General features: G+C 70.7%; 21 protein-coding genes. 13 read left to right on the top strand and 8 right to left on the bottom strand.

Annotated elements, in window-relative coordinates:
* The first annotated feature begins 12 nt into the window (after positions 1-12).
* From F4560_RS40035 to F4560_RS39995, 10 genes are read left to right on the top strand one after another with little or no spacing between them, the layout of a single operon-like run.
* Positions 13-1,695, top strand: coding sequence for a nitrite/sulfite reductase (locus tag F4560_RS40035; protein WP_184928234.1), 1,683 nt, complete (start codon positions 13-15; stop codon positions 1,693-1,695).
* Complete coding sequence (locus F4560_RS45230; RefSeq protein WP_015098919.1) at positions 1,692-1,850, top strand: hypothetical protein; 159 nt, start codon at positions 1,692-1,694, stop codon at positions 1,848-1,850. Before F4560_RS40035 ends, F4560_RS45230 begins: the two co-directional genes overlap by 4 nt.
* Positions 1,847-2,548, top strand: coding sequence for a phosphoadenylyl-sulfate reductase (locus F4560_RS40030; protein WP_184928233.1), 702 nt, complete (start codon positions 1,847-1,849; stop codon positions 2,546-2,548). Before F4560_RS45230 ends, F4560_RS40030 begins: the two co-directional genes overlap by 4 nt.
* Positions 2,545-3,450, top strand: coding sequence for a sulfate adenylyltransferase subunit CysD (cysD, locus tag F4560_RS40025; RefSeq protein ID WP_246477943.1), 906 nt, complete (start codon positions 2,545-2,547; stop codon positions 3,448-3,450). The genes F4560_RS40030 and cysD overlap by 4 nt, the downstream gene beginning before the upstream one ends.
* Positions 3,451-4,794: a sulfate adenylyltransferase subunit 1 gene (locus F4560_RS40020; protein WP_184928231.1), complete on the top strand. Its 1,344-nt coding sequence runs from the start codon at positions 3,451-3,453 to the stop codon at positions 4,792-4,794.
* A gap of 13 nt (positions 4,795-4,807) precedes the next feature.
* A complete protein-coding gene (locus tag F4560_RS40015) occupies positions 4,808-5,866 on the top strand; it encodes an ABC transporter substrate-binding protein (protein ID WP_184928230.1) in 1,059 nt (352 codons plus the stop codon).
* Between the two features lie 21 nt (positions 5,867-5,887).
* Entirely contained in the window at positions 5,888-6,676 is a 789-nt protein-coding gene (locus F4560_RS40010) for an ABC transporter ATP-binding protein (protein WP_184928229.1), read from the top strand.
* A complete protein-coding gene (locus tag F4560_RS40005; RefSeq protein WP_184928228.1) occupies positions 6,663-7,535 on the top strand; it encodes an ABC transporter permease in 873 nt (290 codons plus the stop codon). The genes F4560_RS40010 and F4560_RS40005 overlap by 14 nt, the downstream gene beginning before the upstream one ends.
* Positions 7,532-8,263, top strand: a complete 732-nt coding sequence (locus tag F4560_RS40000; protein WP_184928227.1) for a sirohydrochlorin chelatase — start codon at positions 7,532-7,534, stop codon at positions 8,261-8,263. The genes F4560_RS40005 and F4560_RS40000 overlap by 4 nt, the downstream gene beginning before the upstream one ends.
* Before the next feature lie 31 nt (positions 8,264-8,294).
* Positions 8,295-8,822 (top strand): HAD domain-containing protein, encoded by a 528-nt coding sequence (locus tag F4560_RS39995; protein WP_184928226.1) that lies wholly within the window; start codon positions 8,295-8,297, stop codon positions 8,820-8,822.
* On the opposite strand, the gene F4560_RS39990 is transcribed toward F4560_RS39995, so the two are convergent.
* Positions 8,790-11,711: an AfsR/SARP family transcriptional regulator gene (locus tag F4560_RS39990; RefSeq protein ID WP_312869763.1), complete on the bottom strand. Its 2,922-nt coding sequence runs from the start codon at positions 11,709-11,711 to the stop codon at positions 8,790-8,792. The two genes, F4560_RS39995 and F4560_RS39990, sit on opposite strands and share 33 nt — an antisense overlap.
* A gap of 143 nt (positions 11,712-11,854) precedes the next feature.
* Between F4560_RS39990 and F4560_RS39985 the strand changes: the two genes are divergently transcribed.
* Entirely contained in the window at positions 11,855-12,301 is a 447-nt protein-coding gene (locus tag F4560_RS39985; protein WP_184928225.1) for a hypothetical protein, read from the top strand.
* Between the two features lie 78 nt (positions 12,302-12,379).
* Here the strand turns inward: F4560_RS39985 and F4560_RS39980 are convergent, their stop codons facing one another.
* Together F4560_RS39980 and F4560_RS39975 are read right to left on the bottom strand one after the other, a co-directional pair.
* Positions 12,380-12,844, bottom strand: a complete 465-nt coding sequence (locus F4560_RS39980) for a MarR family winged helix-turn-helix transcriptional regulator (RefSeq protein ID WP_312869762.1) — start codon at positions 12,842-12,844, stop codon at positions 12,380-12,382.
* Positions 12,841-13,464: a DJ-1/PfpI family protein gene (locus F4560_RS39975; RefSeq protein ID WP_184928224.1), complete on the bottom strand. Its 624-nt coding sequence runs from the start codon at positions 13,462-13,464 to the stop codon at positions 12,841-12,843. The genes F4560_RS39980 and F4560_RS39975 overlap by 4 nt, the downstream gene beginning before the upstream one ends.
* A gap of 62 nt (positions 13,465-13,526) precedes the next feature.
* Between F4560_RS39975 and F4560_RS39970 the strand changes: the two genes are divergently transcribed.
* Positions 13,527-14,306 (top strand): enoyl-CoA hydratase-related protein, encoded by a 780-nt coding sequence (locus F4560_RS39970; RefSeq protein WP_184928223.1) that lies wholly within the window; start codon positions 13,527-13,529, stop codon positions 14,304-14,306.
* On the opposite strand, the gene F4560_RS39965 is transcribed toward F4560_RS39970, so the two are convergent.
* The 4 genes from F4560_RS39965 to F4560_RS39950 all read right to left on the bottom strand — a co-directional run bounded on the left by F4560_RS39965 (position 14,303) and on the right by F4560_RS39950 (position 16,649).
* Complete coding sequence (locus tag F4560_RS39965) at positions 14,303-15,481, bottom strand: Cmx/CmrA family chloramphenicol efflux MFS transporter (protein WP_184928222.1); 1,179 nt, start codon at positions 15,479-15,481, stop codon at positions 14,303-14,305. The two genes, F4560_RS39970 and F4560_RS39965, sit on opposite strands and share 4 nt — an antisense overlap.
* 210 nt (positions 15,482-15,691) lie before the next feature.
* Positions 15,692-15,961: a barstar family protein gene (locus F4560_RS39960; RefSeq protein WP_184928221.1), complete on the bottom strand. Its 270-nt coding sequence runs from the start codon at positions 15,959-15,961 to the stop codon at positions 15,692-15,694.
* On the bottom strand, positions 15,958-16,401 hold the full coding sequence (locus tag F4560_RS39955; RefSeq protein WP_184928220.1) for a guanyl-specific ribonuclease: 444 nt from the start codon (positions 16,399-16,401) through the stop codon (positions 15,958-15,960). Before F4560_RS39955 ends, F4560_RS39960 begins: the two co-directional genes overlap by 4 nt.
* 11 nt (positions 16,402-16,412) lie before the next feature.
* Complete coding sequence (locus F4560_RS39950; protein WP_376775393.1) at positions 16,413-16,649, bottom strand: hypothetical protein; 237 nt, start codon at positions 16,647-16,649, stop codon at positions 16,413-16,415.
* Positions 16,650-16,717: 68 nt separating this feature from the next.
* Here F4560_RS39950 and F4560_RS39945 point away from each other — a divergent pair, with 68 nt between their 5' ends.
* Positions 16,718-17,686 (top strand): zinc-binding dehydrogenase, encoded by a 969-nt coding sequence (locus tag F4560_RS39945; protein WP_184928219.1) that lies wholly within the window; start codon positions 16,718-16,720, stop codon positions 17,684-17,686.
* A gap of 9 nt (positions 17,687-17,695) precedes the next feature.
* Here the strand turns inward: F4560_RS39945 and F4560_RS39940 are convergent, their stop codons facing one another.
* A complete protein-coding gene (locus F4560_RS39940; protein ID WP_184928218.1) occupies positions 17,696-19,336 on the bottom strand; it encodes a DUF885 domain-containing protein in 1,641 nt (546 codons plus the stop codon).
* Between the last annotated feature and the right edge of the window lie 13 nt (positions 19,337-19,349).

The following is a 19,349-nucleotide window of genomic DNA, read 5'->3' as shown; positions in this document are numbered from 1 at the left end:
CGGAGGACGAGGATGGTCCCCCCGACGACGACGCCTCAGCGCACCAAGCAGCGCCGAGGTGAGGGGCAGTGGGCGCTGGGCTACCGCGAGCCGCTGAACCCGAACGAGCGGAGCAAGAAGGACGACAATCCGCTCAACGTGCGTTCGCGGATCGAGAACATCTACGCCCACGGTGGTTTCGAGTCGATCGACCCGGCCGATCTGCGTGGCCGTTTCCGCTGGTACGGCCTCTATACCCAGCGCAAGCCGGGGATTGACGGCGGGCGGACGGCGACGTTGGAGCCGGAGGAGCTGGACGACGAGTACTTCATGCTCCGGGTCCGGATCGACGGTGGCCGGTTGTCGACGCAGCAGTTGGCGTTGTTGGGCGAGTTGTCGCAGACGTATGCGCGGGACACGGCGGACATCACCGACCGGCAGAACATCCAGTACCACTGGATCCGGATCGAGGACGTGCCGACGATCTGGCGCAAGCTGGAGGACGCGGGCCTGACCACGATGGAGGCGTGCGGCGACAGCCCTCGGGTGGTGCTGGGTTCGCCGGTGGCGGGTATCGCCGAGGACGAGGTGGTCGACGGTTCCGGGGCGATCGACGAGATCCTGCGCCGCTACATCGGGGATCCGCGGTTCTCGAACCTGCCGCGGAAGTTCAAGACGGCGATCTCGGGTCTGCCGGATGTGGCGCACGAGATCCACGACGTGGCGTTCGTCGGTGTGGATCACCCGGAGCACGGTCCGGGGTTCGACGTGTGGGTCGGCGGTGGTCTGTCGACGAACCCGATGATCGGCAAGCGGTTGGGCGCGTGGGTGCCGGAGGCCGAGGTGCCGGATGTGTGGGAGGGCGTGATCAGCGTCTTCCGTGATTACGGCTACCGGCGGTTGCGGCACCGGGCGCGGATCAAGTTTTTGGTGGCGGACTGGGGTCCGGAGAAGTTCCGGCAGGTCCTGGAGGACGAGTACCTGAACCGGAAGCTGGTCGACGGTCCGGCGCCGGAGGTGCCCGCGGTGCCGCGTGACCACATCGGTGTGCACCGGCAGAAGGACGGCTTGTTCTACATCGGCGCGGCGCCGATCGCGGGCCGGGTGTCGGGGTCCACGTTGGTCGAGGTGGCCAAGGTGGTGGAGCGGGCGGGTTCGGCGCGGGTCCGGTTGACGCCGCAGCAGAAGCTGGTGGTGTTGGACGTGCCGGAGGCCGAGGTGAAGAACCTGCAGGCGGATCTGGCGAAGTTGGGGTTGCAGACGGAGCCGTCGCCGTGGCGGCGGGGTGTGATGGCGTGCACGGGCATCGAGTTCTGCAAGCTCGCGATCGTGGAGACCAAGGCCCGCGCGGTGGAGCTGGTGTCCACGTTGGAGACCAGGCTGGCGGACATCGTGGCCGGGGTGACGGAGCCGATCGCGGTGCACATCAACGGTTGTCCGAACTCGTGCGCCCGGATCCAGACCGCGGACATCGGCCTCAAGGGCATGATCGTCACGGACGCGGGCGGGCAGCAGGCCGAAGGTTTCCAGGTGCACCTGGGCGGCGGGCTCGGGCTGGACGCCGGGTTCGGGCGGAAGTTGCGCGGCCACAAGGTGACCGCCGTCGAGCTGTCGGACTACGTCGAGCGCGTGGTGCGGAACTTCGTGGCCAAGCGCGAAACGGACGAGCGTTTCGCGCAGTGGGTCGCCCGCGCCGACGAGGGTGATCTCAAGTGAGCGAACGCGCGACTCCCTTCTACTGCCCCTACTGCGGCGACGAGGACCTCCGTCCACAGGAGGAGCCCAGCTACTCGTGGCTGTGCGCCTCCTGCCGCCGCGTGTTCACGGTGAAGTTCGTTGGTCTCAACCTTCCTCAGGAGGTGCAGCGATGACCGCCCCGACCAGGGTCGAGGAACTGAAGGTGATCGCCGAGGCCGCTTCGGTCGAGCTGGCAGAGGCCAGTGCCGAAGAGGCGCTCGCGTGGACCGCCCGGACGTTCGGCGAGAGCTGGATCGTCGCGTCGAACATGCAGGACGCGGTGCTGATCGATCTGGTGACCAAGGTGAAGCCGGATGTGGACGTGCTGTTCCTGGAGACCGGCTACCACTTCGCCGAGACGATCGGCACGCGTGACGCGGTGGACCTGGTGTACCCGGGCGTGCACATCGTGAACGCGGCGGCCGAGCAGTCGGTGGCCGATCAGGAGGCGCAGTTCGGTCTGCTGAACAAGACGAATCCGTCGGAGTGCTGCCGGTTGCGCAAGGTGATCCCGTTGCAGCGCACGCTGAAGAACTACGACGCGTGGGTGACCGGGGTGCGTCGGGTGGACGCGCCGACCCGGGCGGGCACGCCGATCGTGCAGTGGGACGACCGCAACGGCCTGGTGAAGATCAACCCGATCGCGGCGTGGTCCGACGACGAGTTCCACGACTACATCGCCTCGCACGGGATCCTGGAGAACCCGCTGGTGCAGGACGGTTACCCCTCCATCGGCTGCGCGCCGTGCACCGTGAAGCCACTGCCGGGCGCCGACCCGCGCAGCGGCCGGTGGGCGGGCCAGACCAAGACCGAATGCGGGTTGCACGGATGACCACCACCACCACTTTGGACGCGTTGGGCCGCCTCGAGTCCGAGGCCGTCCACATCTTCCGCGAGGTCGCCGGCGAGTTCGACCGGCCGGTGATCCTGTTCTCCGGCGGCAAGGACTCCACCCTCCTGCTCCACCTGGCCGTCAAGGCGTTCTGGCCCGCGCCGGTGCCGTTCCCGCTGCTGCACGTCGACACCGGGCACAACTTCGACGAGGTCATCGCCTTCCGCGACAAGGTCGTCGCCCAACACGGCCTGCGCCTCGAGGTCGCGAAGGTGCAGGACTACATCGACGACGGACGCCTGACCGAACGCCCCGACGGCACCCGCAACCCGTTGCAGACCGTGCCGCTGCTGGACGCCATCACCGGCCACAAGTTCGACGCCGTGTTCGGCGGCGGCCGACGCGACGAGGAACGCGCCCGCGCCAAGGAACGCATCTTCAGCCTGCGCAACTCCTTCGGCCAGTGGGAACCCCGCCGGCAGCGCCCCGAGCTGTGGAACCTCTACAACGGCCGGCACCGCCCCGGTGAGCACGTGCGGGTGTTCCCGCTGTCCAACTGGACCGAGTTGGACGTGTGGCACTACATCGCCCGCGAGAACATCGAACTGCCCGACATCTACTACGCCCACCGGCGCGAGGTGTACCTGCGCGACGGCATGTGGCTCGCCGAAGGCCCGTGGGGCGGGCCGCGGGAGAACGAGACGATGGTCGAGAAGACCGTCCGCTACCGCACCGTCGGCGACGGATCCTGCACCGGGGCGGTCGAGTCCGACGCCGCCGACATCGCCACCGTCATCGCCGAGGTCGCCGCGAGCAGGCTCACCGAGCGTGGCGCGACCCGCGCCGACGACCGCCTCTCCGAGGCCGCCATGGAAGACCGCAAGCGGGAAGGCTACTTCTAGATGAGCGACCTGTTGAGGCTGGCGACCGCGGGCAGTGTGGACGACGGCAAGTCCACCCTGGTCGGCAGGCTGCTGTACGACACCAAATCCGTGCTGGCCGACACCCTCGACGCGGTGCACCGCGCCAGCGCCGACCGCGGCCTGAGCACCCCCGACCTGTCCCTGCTCGTCGACGGCCTGCGCTCCGAGCGCGAGCAGGGCATCACCATCGACGTGGCCTACCGCTACTTCGCCACGCCCAAGCGGTCGTTCGTGCTCGCCGACACCCCCGGCCACGTGCAGTACACCCGCAACACGGTGACCGGCGCGTCCACCGCGCAGCTCGGCGTGCTGCTGGTGGACGCGCGCAAGGGCGTCATCGAGCAGACCCGCCGCCACGCCGCCGTGCTGGCGCTGCTCGGGGTGCCGCGCCTGGTGCTCGCGGTCAACAAGATCGACCTGGTCGACCACGACGAGGCGACGTTCTCCCGCATCGCCAAGGAATTCACCGCCCACGCCACCGCCCTGGGCTACCCCGACGACGCCGTCGTGACGATCCCGGTGTCCGCGCTCGCGGGCGACAACGTCGTGGAACGCTCCGAGCGGACACCCTGGTACGACGGCCCCACCCTGCTGGAGCACCTGGAGACGGTGCCGGTCGACGTCGACCCGCACGACGCCCCGTTCCGCTTCCCGGTGCAGTACGTGATCCGGCCCCGCACCGCCGACTACCCCGACTACCGCGGCTACGCCGGCCAGGTCGCCGCCGGCACCGTGCGGGTCGGCGACGAGATCGCCGTGCTGCCCGACGGGCTGCGCTCCACCGTCACCGGCATCGACACCGCCGACGGCCCACTGGACCAAGCCGCCTCCGGCCAGTCCGTGACCCTGCTCCTCGCACACGACCTCGACATCTCCCGCGGCGACCTCATCGCCGGCGCGGCCGTGCCCCCCAGAGTCACCGACGAATTCGACGCCACCGTGTGCTGGCTGTCCGAGAAGGCCCTGACCCCCGGCGCCCGCGTCCTGGTCAAACACGGCACACGGACCGTGCAGGCCATCGTCACCCACCTGCACACACGGTTCGACGAGCAGAAGCTCGGCAGCACCGACGCGCCGGACTCGCTGACCCTGAACGAGATCGGCCAGGTCGCGCTGCGCACGGCCGAGCCCATCCCGGTGGACGACTACACCAAGAGCCGCCACATGGGCAGCTTCCTGGTGATCGACGCGGCCGACGGCAGCACGCTGGCCGCCGGACTCGTGGGTGCTCCGCTGCCGGAGTTGGACGGCGTGGAGAGCTGTACCGACGGCGGCGACGCCGCCGAGCCGGACAGCCACGCCCTCGTCTCCCCCGGTCCCTGAAAGGTCCGCGATCGTGACCACCACTCGCCGCACCCTGATCACGTCACTGGTAGCACTGACCGCACTCACGGCACTCTCCGGGTGCTCCCGGATCGACCGCGGCGATTCCACCGCCGGTGTCCAGGACAAGGGCGCGGCGGCCGAGGTACGGCTGGGTTACTTCCCCAACGTCACCCACGCCACCGCGTTGATCGGCGTGGACAAGGGCTTCTTCGCCAAGGAGCTCGGCGACACGAAGCTCGTCGCCCAGACCTTCAACGCCGGTCCGGACGCGGTGAACGCCCTGCTGGGCAGCTCGCTGGACGTGTCGTACATCGGCTCCGGCCCGGCGATCAACGCCTACGCCAAGTCCAACGGTGAGGCGGTCAAGCTCGTCTCCGGCGCCACTTCCGGTGGGGCGCAGCTCGTCGTCAAGCCCGAGATCACCTCGCCCGCCGATCTCAAGGGCAAGGTCCTCACCACCCCGCAGCTCGGCAACACGCAGGACGTGGCGCTGAAGAAGTGGCTGTCCGACGAGAAGCTCGACGTGCAGGTCACGAACGTGGAGAACGCGCAGTCGCTGGACCTGTTCCGGCGGGGCGACATCCAGGGCGCGTGGGCGCCGGAGCCGTGGTCGTCGCGGCTGGTCCTGGACGCGGGCGCGAAGGTGCTGCTGGACGAGGAATCGCTGTGGGAGGACGGGAAGTTCCCGACCACGGTGATGATCGTGCGGACGCAGTTCCTCCGCGAACACCCGCAGACGGTGGAGGCGCTGCTGCGCGGCCACCTCGCGGCCACCGACTTCGGGCGCGACAACAAGGTCGAGGCCAAGCAGCTCGTCAACAACGCGTTGAAGCAGCTCACCGGCAAGGCACTGGGCGAGCAGGTGCTGGACCGGGCGTTCGACAACATCGAGCTGACGTTGGACCCGCAGGCCAAGAGCTTCCCGCGGCTGGCTCAGGACGCGGTGACCGCGGGTGTGGTGAAGGAGGCCGCGGATGTCGCCGGTCTCGCCGATTTCACGCTGCTGAACAAGGTGCTCTCGGCGGCGGGCAAGCCGGCCGTGGACACCGCCGGGCTGGACCGGAAGTAACTTGAGGAAGGCAGGCACACCATGACCGCCACGCTTGAGAACCCGACGGCCTTGTCCGACGTGGATGCCGCGGTGACCTTGTCCGGGGTCCGCAAGGTCTTCGGCCACGGCCCGGCCGGTGTCGTCGCGCTCGACGGCGTCGACCTGACGGTCGCACCGGGCGAGTTCGTGTGCCTGCTCGGCGCGTCCGGCTGCGGCAAGTCGACGCTGCTGAACCTGGTCGCCGGGCTGGACGCGCCCACCTCCGGTCGGATCGAGCTGACCACGTCACGGCCCGCAGTGATGTTCCAGGAGGCCGCGTTGATGCCGTGGCTGACCGCCGCGCGCAACGTGGAGCTGCCGATGCGGCTGGCGGGCGTGAAGCGCGGTGAGCGTCGGGAGAAGGCCAGCGAGCTGCTGTCGCTGGTGCGGCTGGTCGGCGCCGGTCACAAGCGGCCCCACGAGCTGTCCGGCGGTATGCGGCAGCGTGTGGCGCTGGCGCGCGCCTTGGCGTCCACGCTGGGCAGCGCCGAGGCGGGCACGCCCGGCCTGCTGCTGATGGACGAGCCGTTCGCCGCGTTGGACGCCATCACCCGCGACGTGCTCCAGGCGGAGCTGGTGCGGGTGTGGCGGGAGACGTCCACGGCGATCGTGTTCGTCACGCACGACGTGCGCGAGGCCGTGCGGCTGGGTCAGCGGGTCGTGCTGCTGTCCTCCCGGCCGGGCCGCGTGGTGCGCGAATGGTCCACTGTGGACTGCGATGAGCCCGTCGTCATCGACGAGATCACGGCCCACCTGCGAGAGGTGATCAGCGGACATGCCGCAGCTTGACACGGACCTCTCCGCCGTCGGGGCCGGTCTGGACGCGCTGGACGCGCCGGCGCAGGAGCGGCGGCCGTCGCTGCGCAAGCGGTTCCTCCGCACCGCGGTGCCGCCGCTGATCGCGTTCGCGCTGCTGCTCGGCGCGTGGCAGGCGTTGTGGGCGTTGGCGTTCTGGCCGGAGTACCAGCTGCCGTCACCGGGGTCGGTGTGGGCGGCGGTGGTCGAGGCGGTCGAGACCGGTCGTGCGTTCGGGGTGCTGTGGACCTCGGTCAGCCGCGCCGTCCTCGGTTTCCTCACCGCCGTGGTGATCGCCACGCCGCTGGGGCTGCTGATCGCCAAGGTACGGGTGGTGCGGGCGGCCATCGGGTCGCTGTTGACGGGCTTGCAGTCGTTGCCGTCCGTGGCGTGGGTGCCGGCGGGCATCCTGTGGTTCGGCGCGACGCCGGCGACCATCTACTTCGTGGTGCTGATGGGTTCGGTGCCCTCGATCGCCAACGGTCTGGTGTCGGGCGTGGACCAGATCCCGCCGTTGTTGCCGCGGGTCGGTCAGGCTCTGGGTGCGGGTCGGCTGGCGTCGGCACGGCACATCCTGCTGCCCGCCGCGCTGCCCGGGTACCTGTCGGGGTTGAAGCAGGGGTGGGCGTTCTCATGGCGTTCGCTGATGGCGGCGGAGATCATCGCGACGTCGCCGCAGCTGGGTGAGGGTCTGGGGCAGTACCTGCACAACGGTTCGGCGTTGAACGACATCTCGATGGTGATCGCGGCGATCTTCCTGATCCTGCTGGTGGGTGTGGGGATCGAGTTGCTGGTGTTCCGGCCGTTGGAGCGCGCCGTGCTGCGGGCGCGCGGGTTGACGGGTGCGCTGTGACCGCGTTGGTGGCCGTGGCGCACGGCAGTCGTGATCCGCGGTCGGCGGCTGTGGTGCACGAGTTGTTGGACGTGGTGCGGGCGTTGCAGCCGTCGTTGGACGTCCGGTGCTCGTTCCTGGACCTCTCCGTGCCGTTGCTGGGTGATGTGCTGCGGGGTGTGGCGGCGGACGGTCACCGTTCGGCGGTGGTGGTGCCGTTGTTGCTGGGCAAGGCTTTCCACGCTCGGGTCGACGTGCCGAGCGCGGTGGCGGAGGCCCGGTTGCCTTCGTTGGACGTGACGATCGCCGACGTGCTGGGCCCCGACCCGCGGTTGGAGTCGGCGGCCCTGCGTCGGCTGGCTTCGGTCGGTGTGCGGTCGCGCGACCGTTCGTTGGGCGTGGTCCTGGCCGGTGCGGGCTCGTCCCACGCGCCCGCGAACGCTTTGGTGGCGCAGATCGCCGCCCGGTGGGCCGCCGGTTCGGGCTGGGCCGGCGTGGAGGCGGCTTTCGCCTCCGCGGCTACTCCCGACGTGCCGACCGCCGTGGCGCGGCTGCGTGCCCAAGGCGCTCGCCGCATCGCCGTGGCGTCGTGGTTCCTGGCCCCCGGCTTCCTCCCGGACCGTGTGACCCGCCTGGCCGGTGAAGGCGCGATCATCGCCCCACCCCTGGGCCCCGACCCGGAAGTAGCCGAACTGATCCTGCACCGCTACGAGTCGGCGCTCAGCTCTCGACTGGCCCGCACTGCCTGAGCGTGCTCGGCAGAGCCACTATCGTGCGACCGTGACCACTGCGGCACAGCGCCCGATCCTCTTCCTCGACGTCGACGGACCCCTCATCCCGTTCGGCACGCCGCCCGCGCGGCACCCCGACGGCCACCCGACTTTCCGGGCGGGACACTCGAATCCGCTGCTGGCGAGGATCGATCCCGCGCACGGTCCCAGGTTGGCGGCGCTGCCGTGCGACCTGGTCTGGGCCACGACGTGGATGGCCGACGCGAACGAGTGCGTCGCGCCGTTGCTCGGACTGCCGCGGTTGCCGGTGGTCGTCTTCCCGGAGTCGTCGGACGCTGATGAGTGGGACGGGTTGCACTGGAAAACCCGCGCGCTGGTCGACTGGGCGGACGGTCGCGCGTTCGCGTGGGTCGACGACGAGATCACCGACGCCGATCGGGCCTGGGTGTCCACCCACCACCAGAACCCGGCCCTGCTCCACCGCGTCGATCCCAGCGAGGGCATCACCGACGCCGATTACGCCACGCTCCACGAGTGGTCGTCGTCAGGCTCCTCGGCCCCGAAGCGGCCGAGCTGATCCCGCATCGCCGCCAGTACTCCGCTTTGCCCGCGTGACTGGCCGAAGCCACTGCCCCCTCGGGTCGGACGATTCCGAGCTGTCGAGTGCGTCGAGTTGCCGTTGCACCTGTTCGGCGTTCCGGTCGCGTCCCTGTGCCCGGTACAGCTCCAGGGCTTCCCGCCACACGGCGCGGGCTTCGTCGTGCAGGCCAAGGGCGGTGTAGGGGTTGCCGAGGCGCGCGAGGGTGTCGGCCGAGTCGGCGGTGGCGCCGAGGACGCGGAACAGTGCCACGGCTTGGAGGTAGTGGTCGACGGCCCGCTGGTGGTCGCCGGTGCGGTGGTAGATGTGGCCGAGGCTGTCGAGGACGCTTGCCTCCCCTTCGACGCTGTGGTGCTGCCGAAGCAGGGCGAGGGCGGCTTGGCAGTGGGCGCGGGCGGCGTCCAGGTCTCCGAGGTGGGCCAGGTACCAGCCCACCGCGTTGAGCGCGCCCGCTTCCCACACCGGCTGACCGACCTCGCGGAAGAGGCGCTGTGCACGGGTGGCGTGGTCCAGGGCTTCCCGGTCGTCACCCCGCCGGCACAGGGCTTGCGCGATCATCCGGTGGGTTTGGGCCTGTTCGGCGGGTTCGTGGTGGTGCTCGGCCAGGCTGAGCGCCCGGTGCAGGTGCTCGGTGGCTTCCTCGCTGCGCCCCAGGGCGTTGTAGGCGCGTCCGAGGAACCGGTGGACGCGGACCCGGGTGGTGGCGTCGGGTAGGTGTGCCGCCGCGTCAGCCGCGGCCAGCCACACGGCGAGGTCGTCGTGGCGGTGTCCCCTCCGGTGGTGGAAGGTGCGCAAGGTCCAGGCCAGCCGCCACACGGCGTCGTGCAGTCCCCGGGTGACGGCGGTGTGGTGCACGGCGAGCAGGTTGGTGTGCTCGAGGTCGAACCAGGCCATCGCCGCCCGACTGTCGGGCAACGGCTGGAGGTGGGTGCCGGGTGCGGGCAGGTCGAGCGGGATGAACGCGCGATGGGTGTCCAGCAGGCGGTCGGCGCCGTGGGCGGTGTGGACGTAGAAGTCGAGCACCCGCCGCAGCGCCGCTTCCCGGATCTCCTCGGCAAGCTCCTGGTGCGCGATCTCGGTGGAGTGCCGACGGATCAGGTCGTGCATCCGGTAGCGGCCGTTGACGTCCTGGCCGATCAGCGATGCCTGCTCCAGCCCGCGCAGCACGGTCCTGGTGTCGTTCAGCGGCAGGCCGACCAGGCTCGCGGCCGCCGGGAGCCCGATGTCGGGACCGGGCGCGGTGCCCAGCAACGCGAACGTCGTCGCCTGGTCCGGCGTCAGGGCACGGCGCGACCAGGACAGGACGGCGGGCAGGCTCGCGGCCGGGTCGCCGTCGTCCAGAGCGTCCAACCCGCTGTCGCGCAGTTCCTCGGCGATGGCGTTGAGCGGCAGGTGCGGGTTGGTGTGGACACGGCCGGCGATGATGCTCAACGCCAGCGGGAACCCGCCGCACAACCGCAGCAGCTCACCGACCGCCGCGGGTTCCGCCTCGACGCGTGCGGCCCCGAGTCGGGAGGCGAGCAGTGCGCGGGCTTCGGCGTCATCGAGGCTGTGCAGGGCGAAGTGGCGGGCGCCCTGCCCGGTGATCAGGCCGGGCAGCCGGTTGCGGCTGGTCACCAGCACGGTGCAGGTGTCGCTGCCGGGCAGCAACGGGGTGACCTGCGCGGCGTCGGCGGCGTTGTCCAGCACCAGCAGCATCCGCTTGTCGGCCATGAGGCCGCGGAGCCGCGCTGCCTGGGCGTGCTGGTCGACCGGGATCCGTCCCGGGTCGACGCCGAGCGCGTCGAGGAACCCCCGCACCGCCACCGCCGGGTCCATCGGGTGCCCGTCCGGGCTGAAGCCGCGCAGGTCCACGAACAGCTGCCCGTCCGGGAAGCGGTCGGCGTTGCGGTGCGCCCAGTGCAACGCCAGCCAGGTCTTGCCGATGCCGCCCGCGCCGGCGATCGCCCCGATGACGACGGTCGTGGCCGGGTCGGACCGCAGGGTCTCGTCGAGCCGGTCCAGTTCGTCGTGCCTGCCGACGAACGGCGCCGGCGCGGCCGGCAGCTGACGCGGTGCCCCGGCCGGACCGGTCGCGTCCTCGGCCGGTGGCAGGGCCCCGGCCAGCGAGCTGTCGGCGGTGAGGATGCGCTGGTGCAGCCCTTGCAGCCCCGGACCCGGGTCGGCGCCCAACTCCTCGACCAGCCGTTGTCTCGTTCGCCGGTAGTGCTCCAAGGCGTCCGCCTGACGGCCGTCGCGGTACAGGGCGAGCATGAGCTGCCCGGCCGAGCGCTCGTCCAACGGGTGGGCGGCGGTCCGCGTGGTCAGCTCCGCGACCAGTTCCCGGTGCTGTCCGCAGCGCAACGCCAAGTCGACCCGGTCGGTCCGCGCGGCCAAGTGGTCTTGGCGCAGTCTTTCCCGCACTTCGCGCGCCCAGGCGGTGTCCAACTCGGCCAGCGGTTCGCCCCGCCACAGCTCCAGCGCGTCCTCGACGAGGGCCAAGGCCGCGTGTGGGTCCGCGGTGCCTCGCGCCGACCCGACCAGCCGGTGGAAACGGCGCAGGTCGACGGTCTCGGGGTCGGCGGCCAGGACGTAGCCGGTGTCGCGCCGGACGATCGTCACCCCGGTCGGGCGCAGGGCCTGACGCAGGTGCGCCAGGTAGGTCCGCAACACCGACCGTGCCCGGCGCGGCGGCCGTTCACCCCAGACGCGGTCGATCAGGCCGTCCACCGACACCACCCGGTCGGCGTCCACGGCCAACGCGGCCAACACCGACCGCTGCCTCGCGTGGCCGCACGGCAGCCGCCCGCCGTCGAGGCGGACCTCCAGTTCCCCCAGCACGTTGATCGCGGCGTCCGGTTGCCCGTTCGCGCGACGCCCCGCGTCCACCGCCCTTGTCTACCACTGTGAGCAGGCGGTTCGGCGCGGATTGGGCAGGTGTGCGGCGCAACGCCGCAACAGTGGCGACAGACGGCGGAAGGCCGGGGACCGGACGCCGTCAACGGCAATCGTCGATCACCTGAGGAGTGCGAATGATGAAGCGAGTCGGCAGGTCCGTGGCGGGTTTGGTGGCGTCGGTCGCCGCCGTGATCACCCTGGGCGTGATCAGTGCGGGCGGGGCCACCGCGGCGCCGGGGCAGTTCGGAGCGTCGCCGGTCGGGATTGCGGTGACCGATGTGGTCGCCAACGGGGAGATCGTCGCCATGGGCGGCTGCGGCCAGACGTTCAACCCCGACGTCCCCGGCGCGAAGGCGTACTGGCAGGTGGAGTGCACCTCGACGCAGGTGCGGATCAGCGGCTGGGTCGAGGACACGCGCGCCGACGGCAAGTGCGCCAAGGTGAAGGCCACCTTCGACGACGACAACAACTCGACCTTCTACAGCTCGGCGGCGTGCCCGAAGGGCGAGCGGGAGTCGTTCACCTCGTCCTACCGCCGCGGCAACTCGGTGAGCGCGTACCTGTACACCTACGACGTCTGACAGTCGTCCCTACCTTTTGGCTGTCATCGAGGACGCGGAACACGCCAGTGCGCGTGTTCCGCGCCCTCGATTTCCCGTTCAGCCGGGCCACTCATCCGCGTCCAGGGCTTCCACCAGGCGTTCCATCACCTTGAGCGTGGTGCGCAGGTCGTCCAGGTCCACCTGGGCCGAGATGCGGTTGGTGAACGCGTGCTGCGCCTTCGCCAGACGGGACACCGCCTCGTAGCCGGCCGCCGTGGGACGGAGCAGCTTGGCCCGCTTGTGCGCCGGGTTGGGCAGGTACTCCGCCAAGCCCTTCTCCACCAGCAGGTCCGCGATGCGCTGCACGCTCTGCCGGGTCAGGCTCATCTCGCGGGCGATGCCCGACACCGGCAACGGCTGGCGCAGCACGGCGCCGAGCACCTGCCACCACGCCGCCGTGAGACCGACCGGCTTGGTCATCACCTCGGCCGCTTCGAGGAAACCTCCGTAGAGGCGGAACGTGCGCATGATGACCTCGGTCAGCACGTCCCCCGCCTCCGTACGGGGTTCGACGTCACTCACGACACCGCGGCGATGAGCTTGCCGAACCACGTCGGGTCGGCCGTCCGGTACAGGCCGTACCACGCCTCCAGCACGGCCGGCTCGTACAGGTCGAGCTCGGCGAAGATCTCCCGCGCGAACTCCAGCGCCGACGCCGCACCGGCCGTGATCAGGCCGTCCGCCCGCACCGCCCGCTCCGTGCCGAAGAACTCCTCGCCGGTGTACCCGGGCACCGCCGCCAGCTGCTCGACCGCGTTGCCGCCGTGCGGGCGCGAGTTCAGCAACCCCTCGGCCGCCAGACCCATCGTCGCACCGCAGATCGCCGCCACCGGCACGCCCGCGTCCAGCCAACGCCGGGCCGCCGCGCCGAACACCGCGTTGTCGCCGCTCTCCCACGTGCCCGCGCCGGGCAGGATCAGCATCGCGCTGTCCGCCGGGTCGATGTCGGCCAACGCCAGGTCCGGCGTGATCCGCAGGCCGCCGAGGGACGTCACCGGGTCGAGCGTCGCGCCGACGGTCCGCACCTGATAGCGACCGGGCGCCTTCTGGAACTGCGGCTGGTTGATCTGCGCCGTCGCGTACCCGAACTCCCAGTCGGCCAACGTGTCGTACACAGCGAGGTGAACCGTCTCCGTCTTCATGACAGTATCCTGTCACTTTGACAGCACGCTGTCAAGTGACACGGGATCGTAGAGTGCGACCCATGGCAGACGAGCTGGTCCACTACGAGGTGCGGCGTGGCATCGCGACGATCACGCTGGACTCCCCCCACAACCGCAACGCCCTGTCCGCACAGCTGCGCGCCGAGCTGACCGGACACCTGAAGTCCGCCACGGCCGACGACGCCGTGCGCGTGATCGTGCTGAGCCACACCGGTCCGGTGTTCTGCTCTGGCATGGACCTCAAGGAAGCGGGCGGCGCTAGCGCGGACAAGCAGGGCGTCAACGAGTTCCCCGTGATCCTGGAACAGCTGTGGACCAGCCCGAAGCCCGTCGTCGCACGGCTGGCCGGCCCGGCACGCGCGGGCGGCGTCGGCATCGTGGCGGCGTGCGACATCGCGGTCGCGGTGGACACGGCCACCTTCGCGTTCAGCGAGGTCCGCATCGGGGTCGTGCCCGCCGTCATCTCGGTGACCGTGCTGCCCCGCCTGCTGCCGCGCGCCGCCCACGAGCTGTTCCTCACCGGCGAGACGTTCGCCGCGCCCAGGGCCGTCGCCATCGGCCTGATCAACTCCGCCGTGCCGGGCGACGACCTCGACACCGAGGTCACCCGCTACACGGACATGCTCGCGCTGGGCGCGCCGAACGCCCTCACCGCCACCAAGCGGATGCTCCAGGAACCCCGGTCGGACAACCTCAGCGAGGTGTTCGCCGACATGCTCGCCCTGTCCGCACGCCACTTCGGCGGCCCCGAGGGCCAGGAGGGCATCGCCGCGTTCGTCGGCAAGCGCAAGCCGTCCTGGGTGCCCCCGGGGGACGCCTAACCCCGGTCGACGTACGCGATCGGGCGGGCGATCACAGCACGCAGCGGGAACGCGACGAGCAGCGCGGTCGTGACCAGGAATCCGCTCGTCCAGAGCGGCCCCAGGTCACCGGCCGCGGTGCCGAGCGTGGTCGCGGCGATGAGCGGTCCCGCGGCGGCGCCCACGTTCAGTGCCGCGATCGCGTACGAACCGGCCAGCGTGGGCGCCCCGGCCGCCTCGTAGAGCACCCGTGTGATCAGCGTGCCGCCCAGCGCGAACGACAGCGCGCCTTGCACGAACACCAGCAACAGCAGGGCCACCGGCTGTTCGGCCAGCAGTGCCATGGCGGGCCACCCGATCAGCAACAGCGGACCCCCGGCCGCGATGACCAGGCCGGGGCGCTGATCGGACAGCCGTCCGGCGATGGTGACGCCGACGAAGGAACCAGCGCCGAAGAGCACCAGGGCGACCGTGATCCACAGCTCGCCCAGCCCCGCGGCGCCGGTCACGACGGGAGCGAGGAACGTGAAGCTCGCGAACGTCGCCGCGTTCACCAGCGCACCGAGCACCATGACCAGGATCAGTCGCGGACTCCGGAGTTGTCCGAGCTCCGATCGCAACGCCGGCCCGTCAGCCCGGCCTTCCCGCGCGGGGCGCGGTGGGATTCCTCTGAGGATGCCGATGGCCGCGGGCACGCAGACAGCGGCGACGGCCCAGAACGTGGCACGCCACCCGAACAGCGTGCCGAGTGCCGATCCGCCGGGAACGCCCGCGATCGTGGCCACCGTCGTGCCCGACAGCAGCACCGCGAGCGCACGTCCCTTCAGGTCCGGTGGGACGAGCCCGGCGGCGGTCGTCAGCGCGACGGCGAGGAACCCGGCGTTCGCGAGCGCGGCGACCACCCGGGTCACCACCAGGACCGCGAAGCTCGACGTCGCGGCGCCCACGACGTGGGCCGCCAGGAACACGAGGACGAACCCGAGGAGGCTCAGCCGTGCGGGCAGGTTGCGGGCGATTGCGGCCATGAGCGGCGCGCCGACGACCATGCCGATGGCGAAAGCCGAGGTGAGCAGGCCCGCCGACCCGACTGTCACGTCGAGGTCCGCGGCGATGTCCGGCAGCAGGCCGGCGAGCATGAATTCCGAGGTGCCCATGGCGAAGACGGCCAGGGCGAGCAGGTACAGCGGAAGAGGCATCGAGTGGCTCCGAGGTGGGAGAAGCGCGAGAAGAGGCGTCTCGTCACCGCGGTCAGCACCCCGAGGGCGTGCTCGTCCGGCCGCGCAACGCGGCGGAGCTACGAACTCAGTGGTTCAGGGAGCTGACGGCGTGACCGAAAGCCCTCACCCTGGATGCCTCGGGGCTCGACATGATCCCCACGCTAGCCGATCGAAACCCGTCGGCGGCACTCAGTCCGTGTACTCGACCGTCAGCACGCGGTCGCCGGATTCGGCGGTGCGGGTGGCGGCGTCGGCGAGGACGGCCTCCACATCGGCGTTGCCGCCTTCCCAGACCAGCACGTGCTCGCCCTCCGGCAACCACGACAGGTCGGTCAGGCAGTCGTACAGCGCGTCCAGGTTGTGCCCGAACCAGTCCGGGAAGCTCAACGCGTCCGCGATGGCCCCGATGGCGGCCTTCTTCGAGTGCGCACCCCGCCGCACCACGTGTCGGTAGGTCATTTCGTCACGTCCACGACGACGAACGACTCGTAGTGGTCGGCCGTGTAGTACACCTCGTCCGACGACCCGGTCACGATCCGCCGCGCGCCACGATCGTCGCTGCCTGGCGTCGGCACGGTGTACTCGCGGTAGTAGTCGCGGGCTTTGGCGGGCAGGATCTTCTCGCGGTTCTGGAACGTCACGCCGTCGTTGCGCGGGTACGGGAACGGGCCGTCCCGCTCGATCAGCTCCCACGTGGACTTCGCCTCCGCGGGCAGGCTGGACAGCGCCTTGACCGGCAAGCCGGAGTCCGCACCGGGCACGTCGGCCGCCGCGCCCGACACCGAGCCGGACGTCGGCGGAGCGGGCGACGAGTCGGTGAGGTCCTTGGCGAAATAGGCGACCGCGACCAGCACGATCAGGCCGAGCAGTGCGGCGGAGAGCCGCCGGGCGGGAGTCACGACTCCAGAGCCTACGAAGAACGGCCCGCGTCCACCTGGTCGGGCTTCGCCTCGTCACTCGCCGGCGGCACCTTGGGCACCGGGTTGAACCTGGTCGAGGCGTTGTCCACGACCCGGTCGATCAGCCGCGCCACCCCCAGGCACAACGGCAGCAGCACGCACATGAGCAGCGCGAACTGGAACGGGAAGGCCAGCTGCGCCAACCACAGCTCGACCCCGTCCCACCACTGCTCGAACGCGTCCACCACACCGCCGAGCCTAGTCGGGTGACGCGCTTCACCGCACACGGATCACTACCTGTCGGTAAGTTGCCCGCATGTTCGCCGTCTACGCAGCCGAGCCGAGCCCGCAAGACCCGATCGCCGCCCTCCGCGTCGGCGAACGACCGGAGCCCGACGTCCCACCGGGTTGGGTGAAGGTGGCCGTCAAGGCGGCGAGCCTGAACATGCACGACCTGTGGACGCTGCGCGGCGTAGGGATCAAGGCGGACAAGTTCCCGATGATCCTGGGCTGCGACGGCGCGGGCGCGCTGGAGGACGGCACGGAGGTCGTGCTGCACTCGGTGATCGGCGACCCGGCCTGGTCCGGTGACGAGACCCTGGACCCGGGCCGCACGCTGCTCACCGAGAAGCACCAGGGCACGTTCGCCGACCACGTCGTCGTCCCGGCCCGCAACGTGCTGCCCAAGCCGACGGGGTTGAGCTTCGCCGAGGCGGCGTGCATGGGCACGGCGTGGCTGACGGCGTACCGGATGCTGTTCGTGAAGTCGGGTCTGCGGCCGGGTCAGACGATGTTCGTGCAGGGCGCGTCCGGTGGCGTGTCGACGGCGTTGGTCCAGTTGGGCCGCGCGGCGGGCTTCCGCGTGTGGGTCACCGGCCGCACGGAGGAGAAGCGCGCGCTCGCCGAGAGCCTGGGCGCGCACCAGTCGTTCGAGTCCGGCGCACGGCTGCCGGAACGCGTGGACGCGGTGTTCGAGACCGTCGGCAAGGCCACCTGGTCGCACTCGATGAAGTCGCTCAAGCCGGGCGGGATCGTGGTGATCTCCGGCGCGACGAGCGGTGACGCGTCGGCGGCCGAGTTGCAGCGGCTGTTCTTCCTCCAGCTGCGGGTGGTCGGCTCGACCATGGGCACCCGCGAGGAGTTGGGCGACCTGCTGGCGTTCTGCGAGCTGAATGGCCTGCGCCCGCAGATCGGCGCGGAACTGCCGTTCGAGCGGGCCGAGGACGGCTTGCGCGCCATGCTGGACGGCGAGACCGCGGGCAAGATCGTCTTCACCCGGAGCTGAGCGCGGCGGTCAGTGCCCGACGATGCCGGGCATCGAGTCGCACCAGTCGTCCACCACGTCCGCGAGCACGGCCATCGGCAACGGGCCGCCGCTCAGCACGAGGTCGTGGAACGCCTTGATGTCGAACCGGTCGCCCAGCCGTCGCTCCGCCCCACCGCGCAGGCGCTGGATCTCCAGCCGTCCCACCATGTACGACAGCGCCTGCGCGGGGTTCTCGATGTACCGGTCGACCTCCGAGAAGATGTCCACGTCCGGCATGACCGCGTTGGCGCGCAAGAACTCCACGGCCTGCTGCCGCGTCCACCGCAAGGCGTGCAGACCGGTGTCCACGACCAAGCGGGCGGCACGCAGCGAGTCCCCCGACAGCATCCCGAGCCGTGCCACGTCGTCGCTGTAGAGGCCCATCTCGTCGGCCAACCGCTCCGCGTACAGCGCCCAGCCCTCCATGTAGGCCTCGATGGACGCGAACCGGCGCAGCACCGGCAGGTCGAGCAGCTGCTGCGCCACCGCGATCTGCAAGTGGTGCCCCGGCACGCCTTCGTGGAACGCGGTGGACTCGGCGCTGAACCGTTCGCGCAGCTCGGACTGGTGGGTGTTGACGAAGTAGGTGCCCGGACGCGAGCCGTCGATCGCCGGGTCCATGTAGTAGGCCAGCGGCGCGTTCGGCGCTTCCGCCTCCGGCACCGCTTCGACCGCGCACCGCGCCGCCGGGACGGTGCCGAACCAGTCGCCCGCGACCTCCTCGGCGCGTGCGATGCAGTCCTTGGCCAGCACCAGCATCTCGTCGGCGTCGGCCCAGCGCAGCTCCGGATCCGCGAGCAGCCGGGCCCGCACGCCTACCGCCGTGACGGGGCCGAACACCCGTCCGCCGATCTCCTCGTACTCCCGGTCCAGCGCCTCGATCAGGTCCAACCCGATCTGGTGGAGCTCCTCGGGGGTGTGCGTGGTCGTCGTGTACATGCGGACCAGGTCGCGGTAGATCAGGTCGCCGTCGGGCAGCCAGCACAGGCCCGGCTGCGTTTCGGGGCGACCGCGAGCGACCACCTCGGCGTGCAGGAAATCGCGGTAACGGGCGATGGCCGGGCGCACGGTCTCGTCCAGCAACCGGGCGCCCTTGATGCGGGATTCGGTGCCCTGCAACGGTGTGCACAGCGGGTCTTCGTCCTCGGCCAGGTAGCGGTCGAGGCGGTCGATGGCGGATTCCACCAGGTGCCTCAGCGGACGGCGGGCGGAGTCACGTTGCCGCTGTGCCAGCACTTCCAGGTACGCGGGCAGTGCCGACAGCCGGGTCAGGTAGGCCCGCCGTGCCGCTTCGTCGGCCGGGCGGACCAGGGGTAACGCGCCGAGCAGCACGACCAGCGGCGCGGTGAGGCCTTCGGCGTGGGTGTGTTCGACCAGCTTCGCGTCGAGGCGGTGCACCACGCCCCACGCCTGCTGCGCGATGACCGCACGTGTCACCGGGTCGTCGTCACCGTTGTGCGCACGCCGTGCGATGTCCTCGGCACGCTCGCGCAGCACGCGTTGGCTGTCGGCGCTCGGATCCGGCAGCCGGTCGTCCCAGCCCGTGAGGCCGAACAGGGTCGCCATGACTGGATCGCCGTCCAGCACCAGCGTCAGCACTTCGTCGGCGAGCTCGCGCGCGGTGGTCACGCCGCCATTCTCT

It is taken from the genome of Saccharothrix ecbatanensis (assembly GCF_014205015.1).
GTDB classification, from domain to species: Bacteria; Actinomycetota; Actinomycetes; order Mycobacteriales; family Pseudonocardiaceae; genus Actinosynnema; species Actinosynnema ecbatanense.
This window is presented reverse-complemented; position numbering and strand designations above follow the sequence as displayed.

Bases quoted from the DNA above. Each gene is read 5' to 3' on its own strand.
- F4560_RS40035 (WP_184928234.1), top strand. From the start codon at position 13: ATGGTCCCCCCGACGACGACGCCTCAGCGCACCAAGCAGCGCCGAGGT.
- F4560_RS40030 (WP_184928233.1), top strand. From the start codon at position 1,847: ATGACCGCCCCGACCAGGGTCGAGGAACTGAAGGTGATCGCCGAGGCC.
- cysD (WP_246477943.1), top strand. From the start codon at position 2,545: ATGACCACCACCACCACTTTGGACGCGTTGGGCCGCCTCGAGTCCGAG.
- F4560_RS40020 (WP_184928231.1), top strand. From the start codon at position 3,451: ATGAGCGACCTGTTGAGGCTGGCGACCGCGGGCAGTGTGGACGACGGC.
- F4560_RS40010 (WP_184928229.1), top strand. From the start codon at position 5,888: ATGACCGCCACGCTTGAGAACCCGACGGCCTTGTCCGACGTGGATGCC.
- F4560_RS40005 (WP_184928228.1), top strand. From the start codon at position 6,663: ATGCCGCAGCTTGACACGGACCTCTCCGCCGTCGGGGCCGGTCTGGAC.
- F4560_RS39985 (WP_184928225.1), top strand. From the start codon at position 11,855: ATGATGAAGCGAGTCGGCAGGTCCGTGGCGGGTTTGGTGGCGTCGGTC.
- F4560_RS39975 (WP_184928224.1), bottom strand. From the start codon at position 13,464: ATGAAGACGGAGACGGTTCACCTCGCTGTGTACGACACGTTGGCCGAC.
- F4560_RS39970 (WP_184928223.1), top strand. From the start codon at position 13,527: ATGGCAGACGAGCTGGTCCACTACGAGGTGCGGCGTGGCATCGCGACG.
- F4560_RS39965 (WP_184928222.1), bottom strand. From the start codon at position 15,481: ATGCCTCTTCCGCTGTACCTGCTCGCCCTGGCCGTCTTCGCCATGGGC.
- F4560_RS39960 (WP_184928221.1), bottom strand. From the start codon at position 15,961: ATGACCTACCGACACGTGGTGCGGCGGGGTGCGCACTCGAAGAAGGCC.
- F4560_RS39945 (WP_184928219.1), top strand. From the start codon at position 16,718: ATGTTCGCCGTCTACGCAGCCGAGCCGAGCCCGCAAGACCCGATCGCC.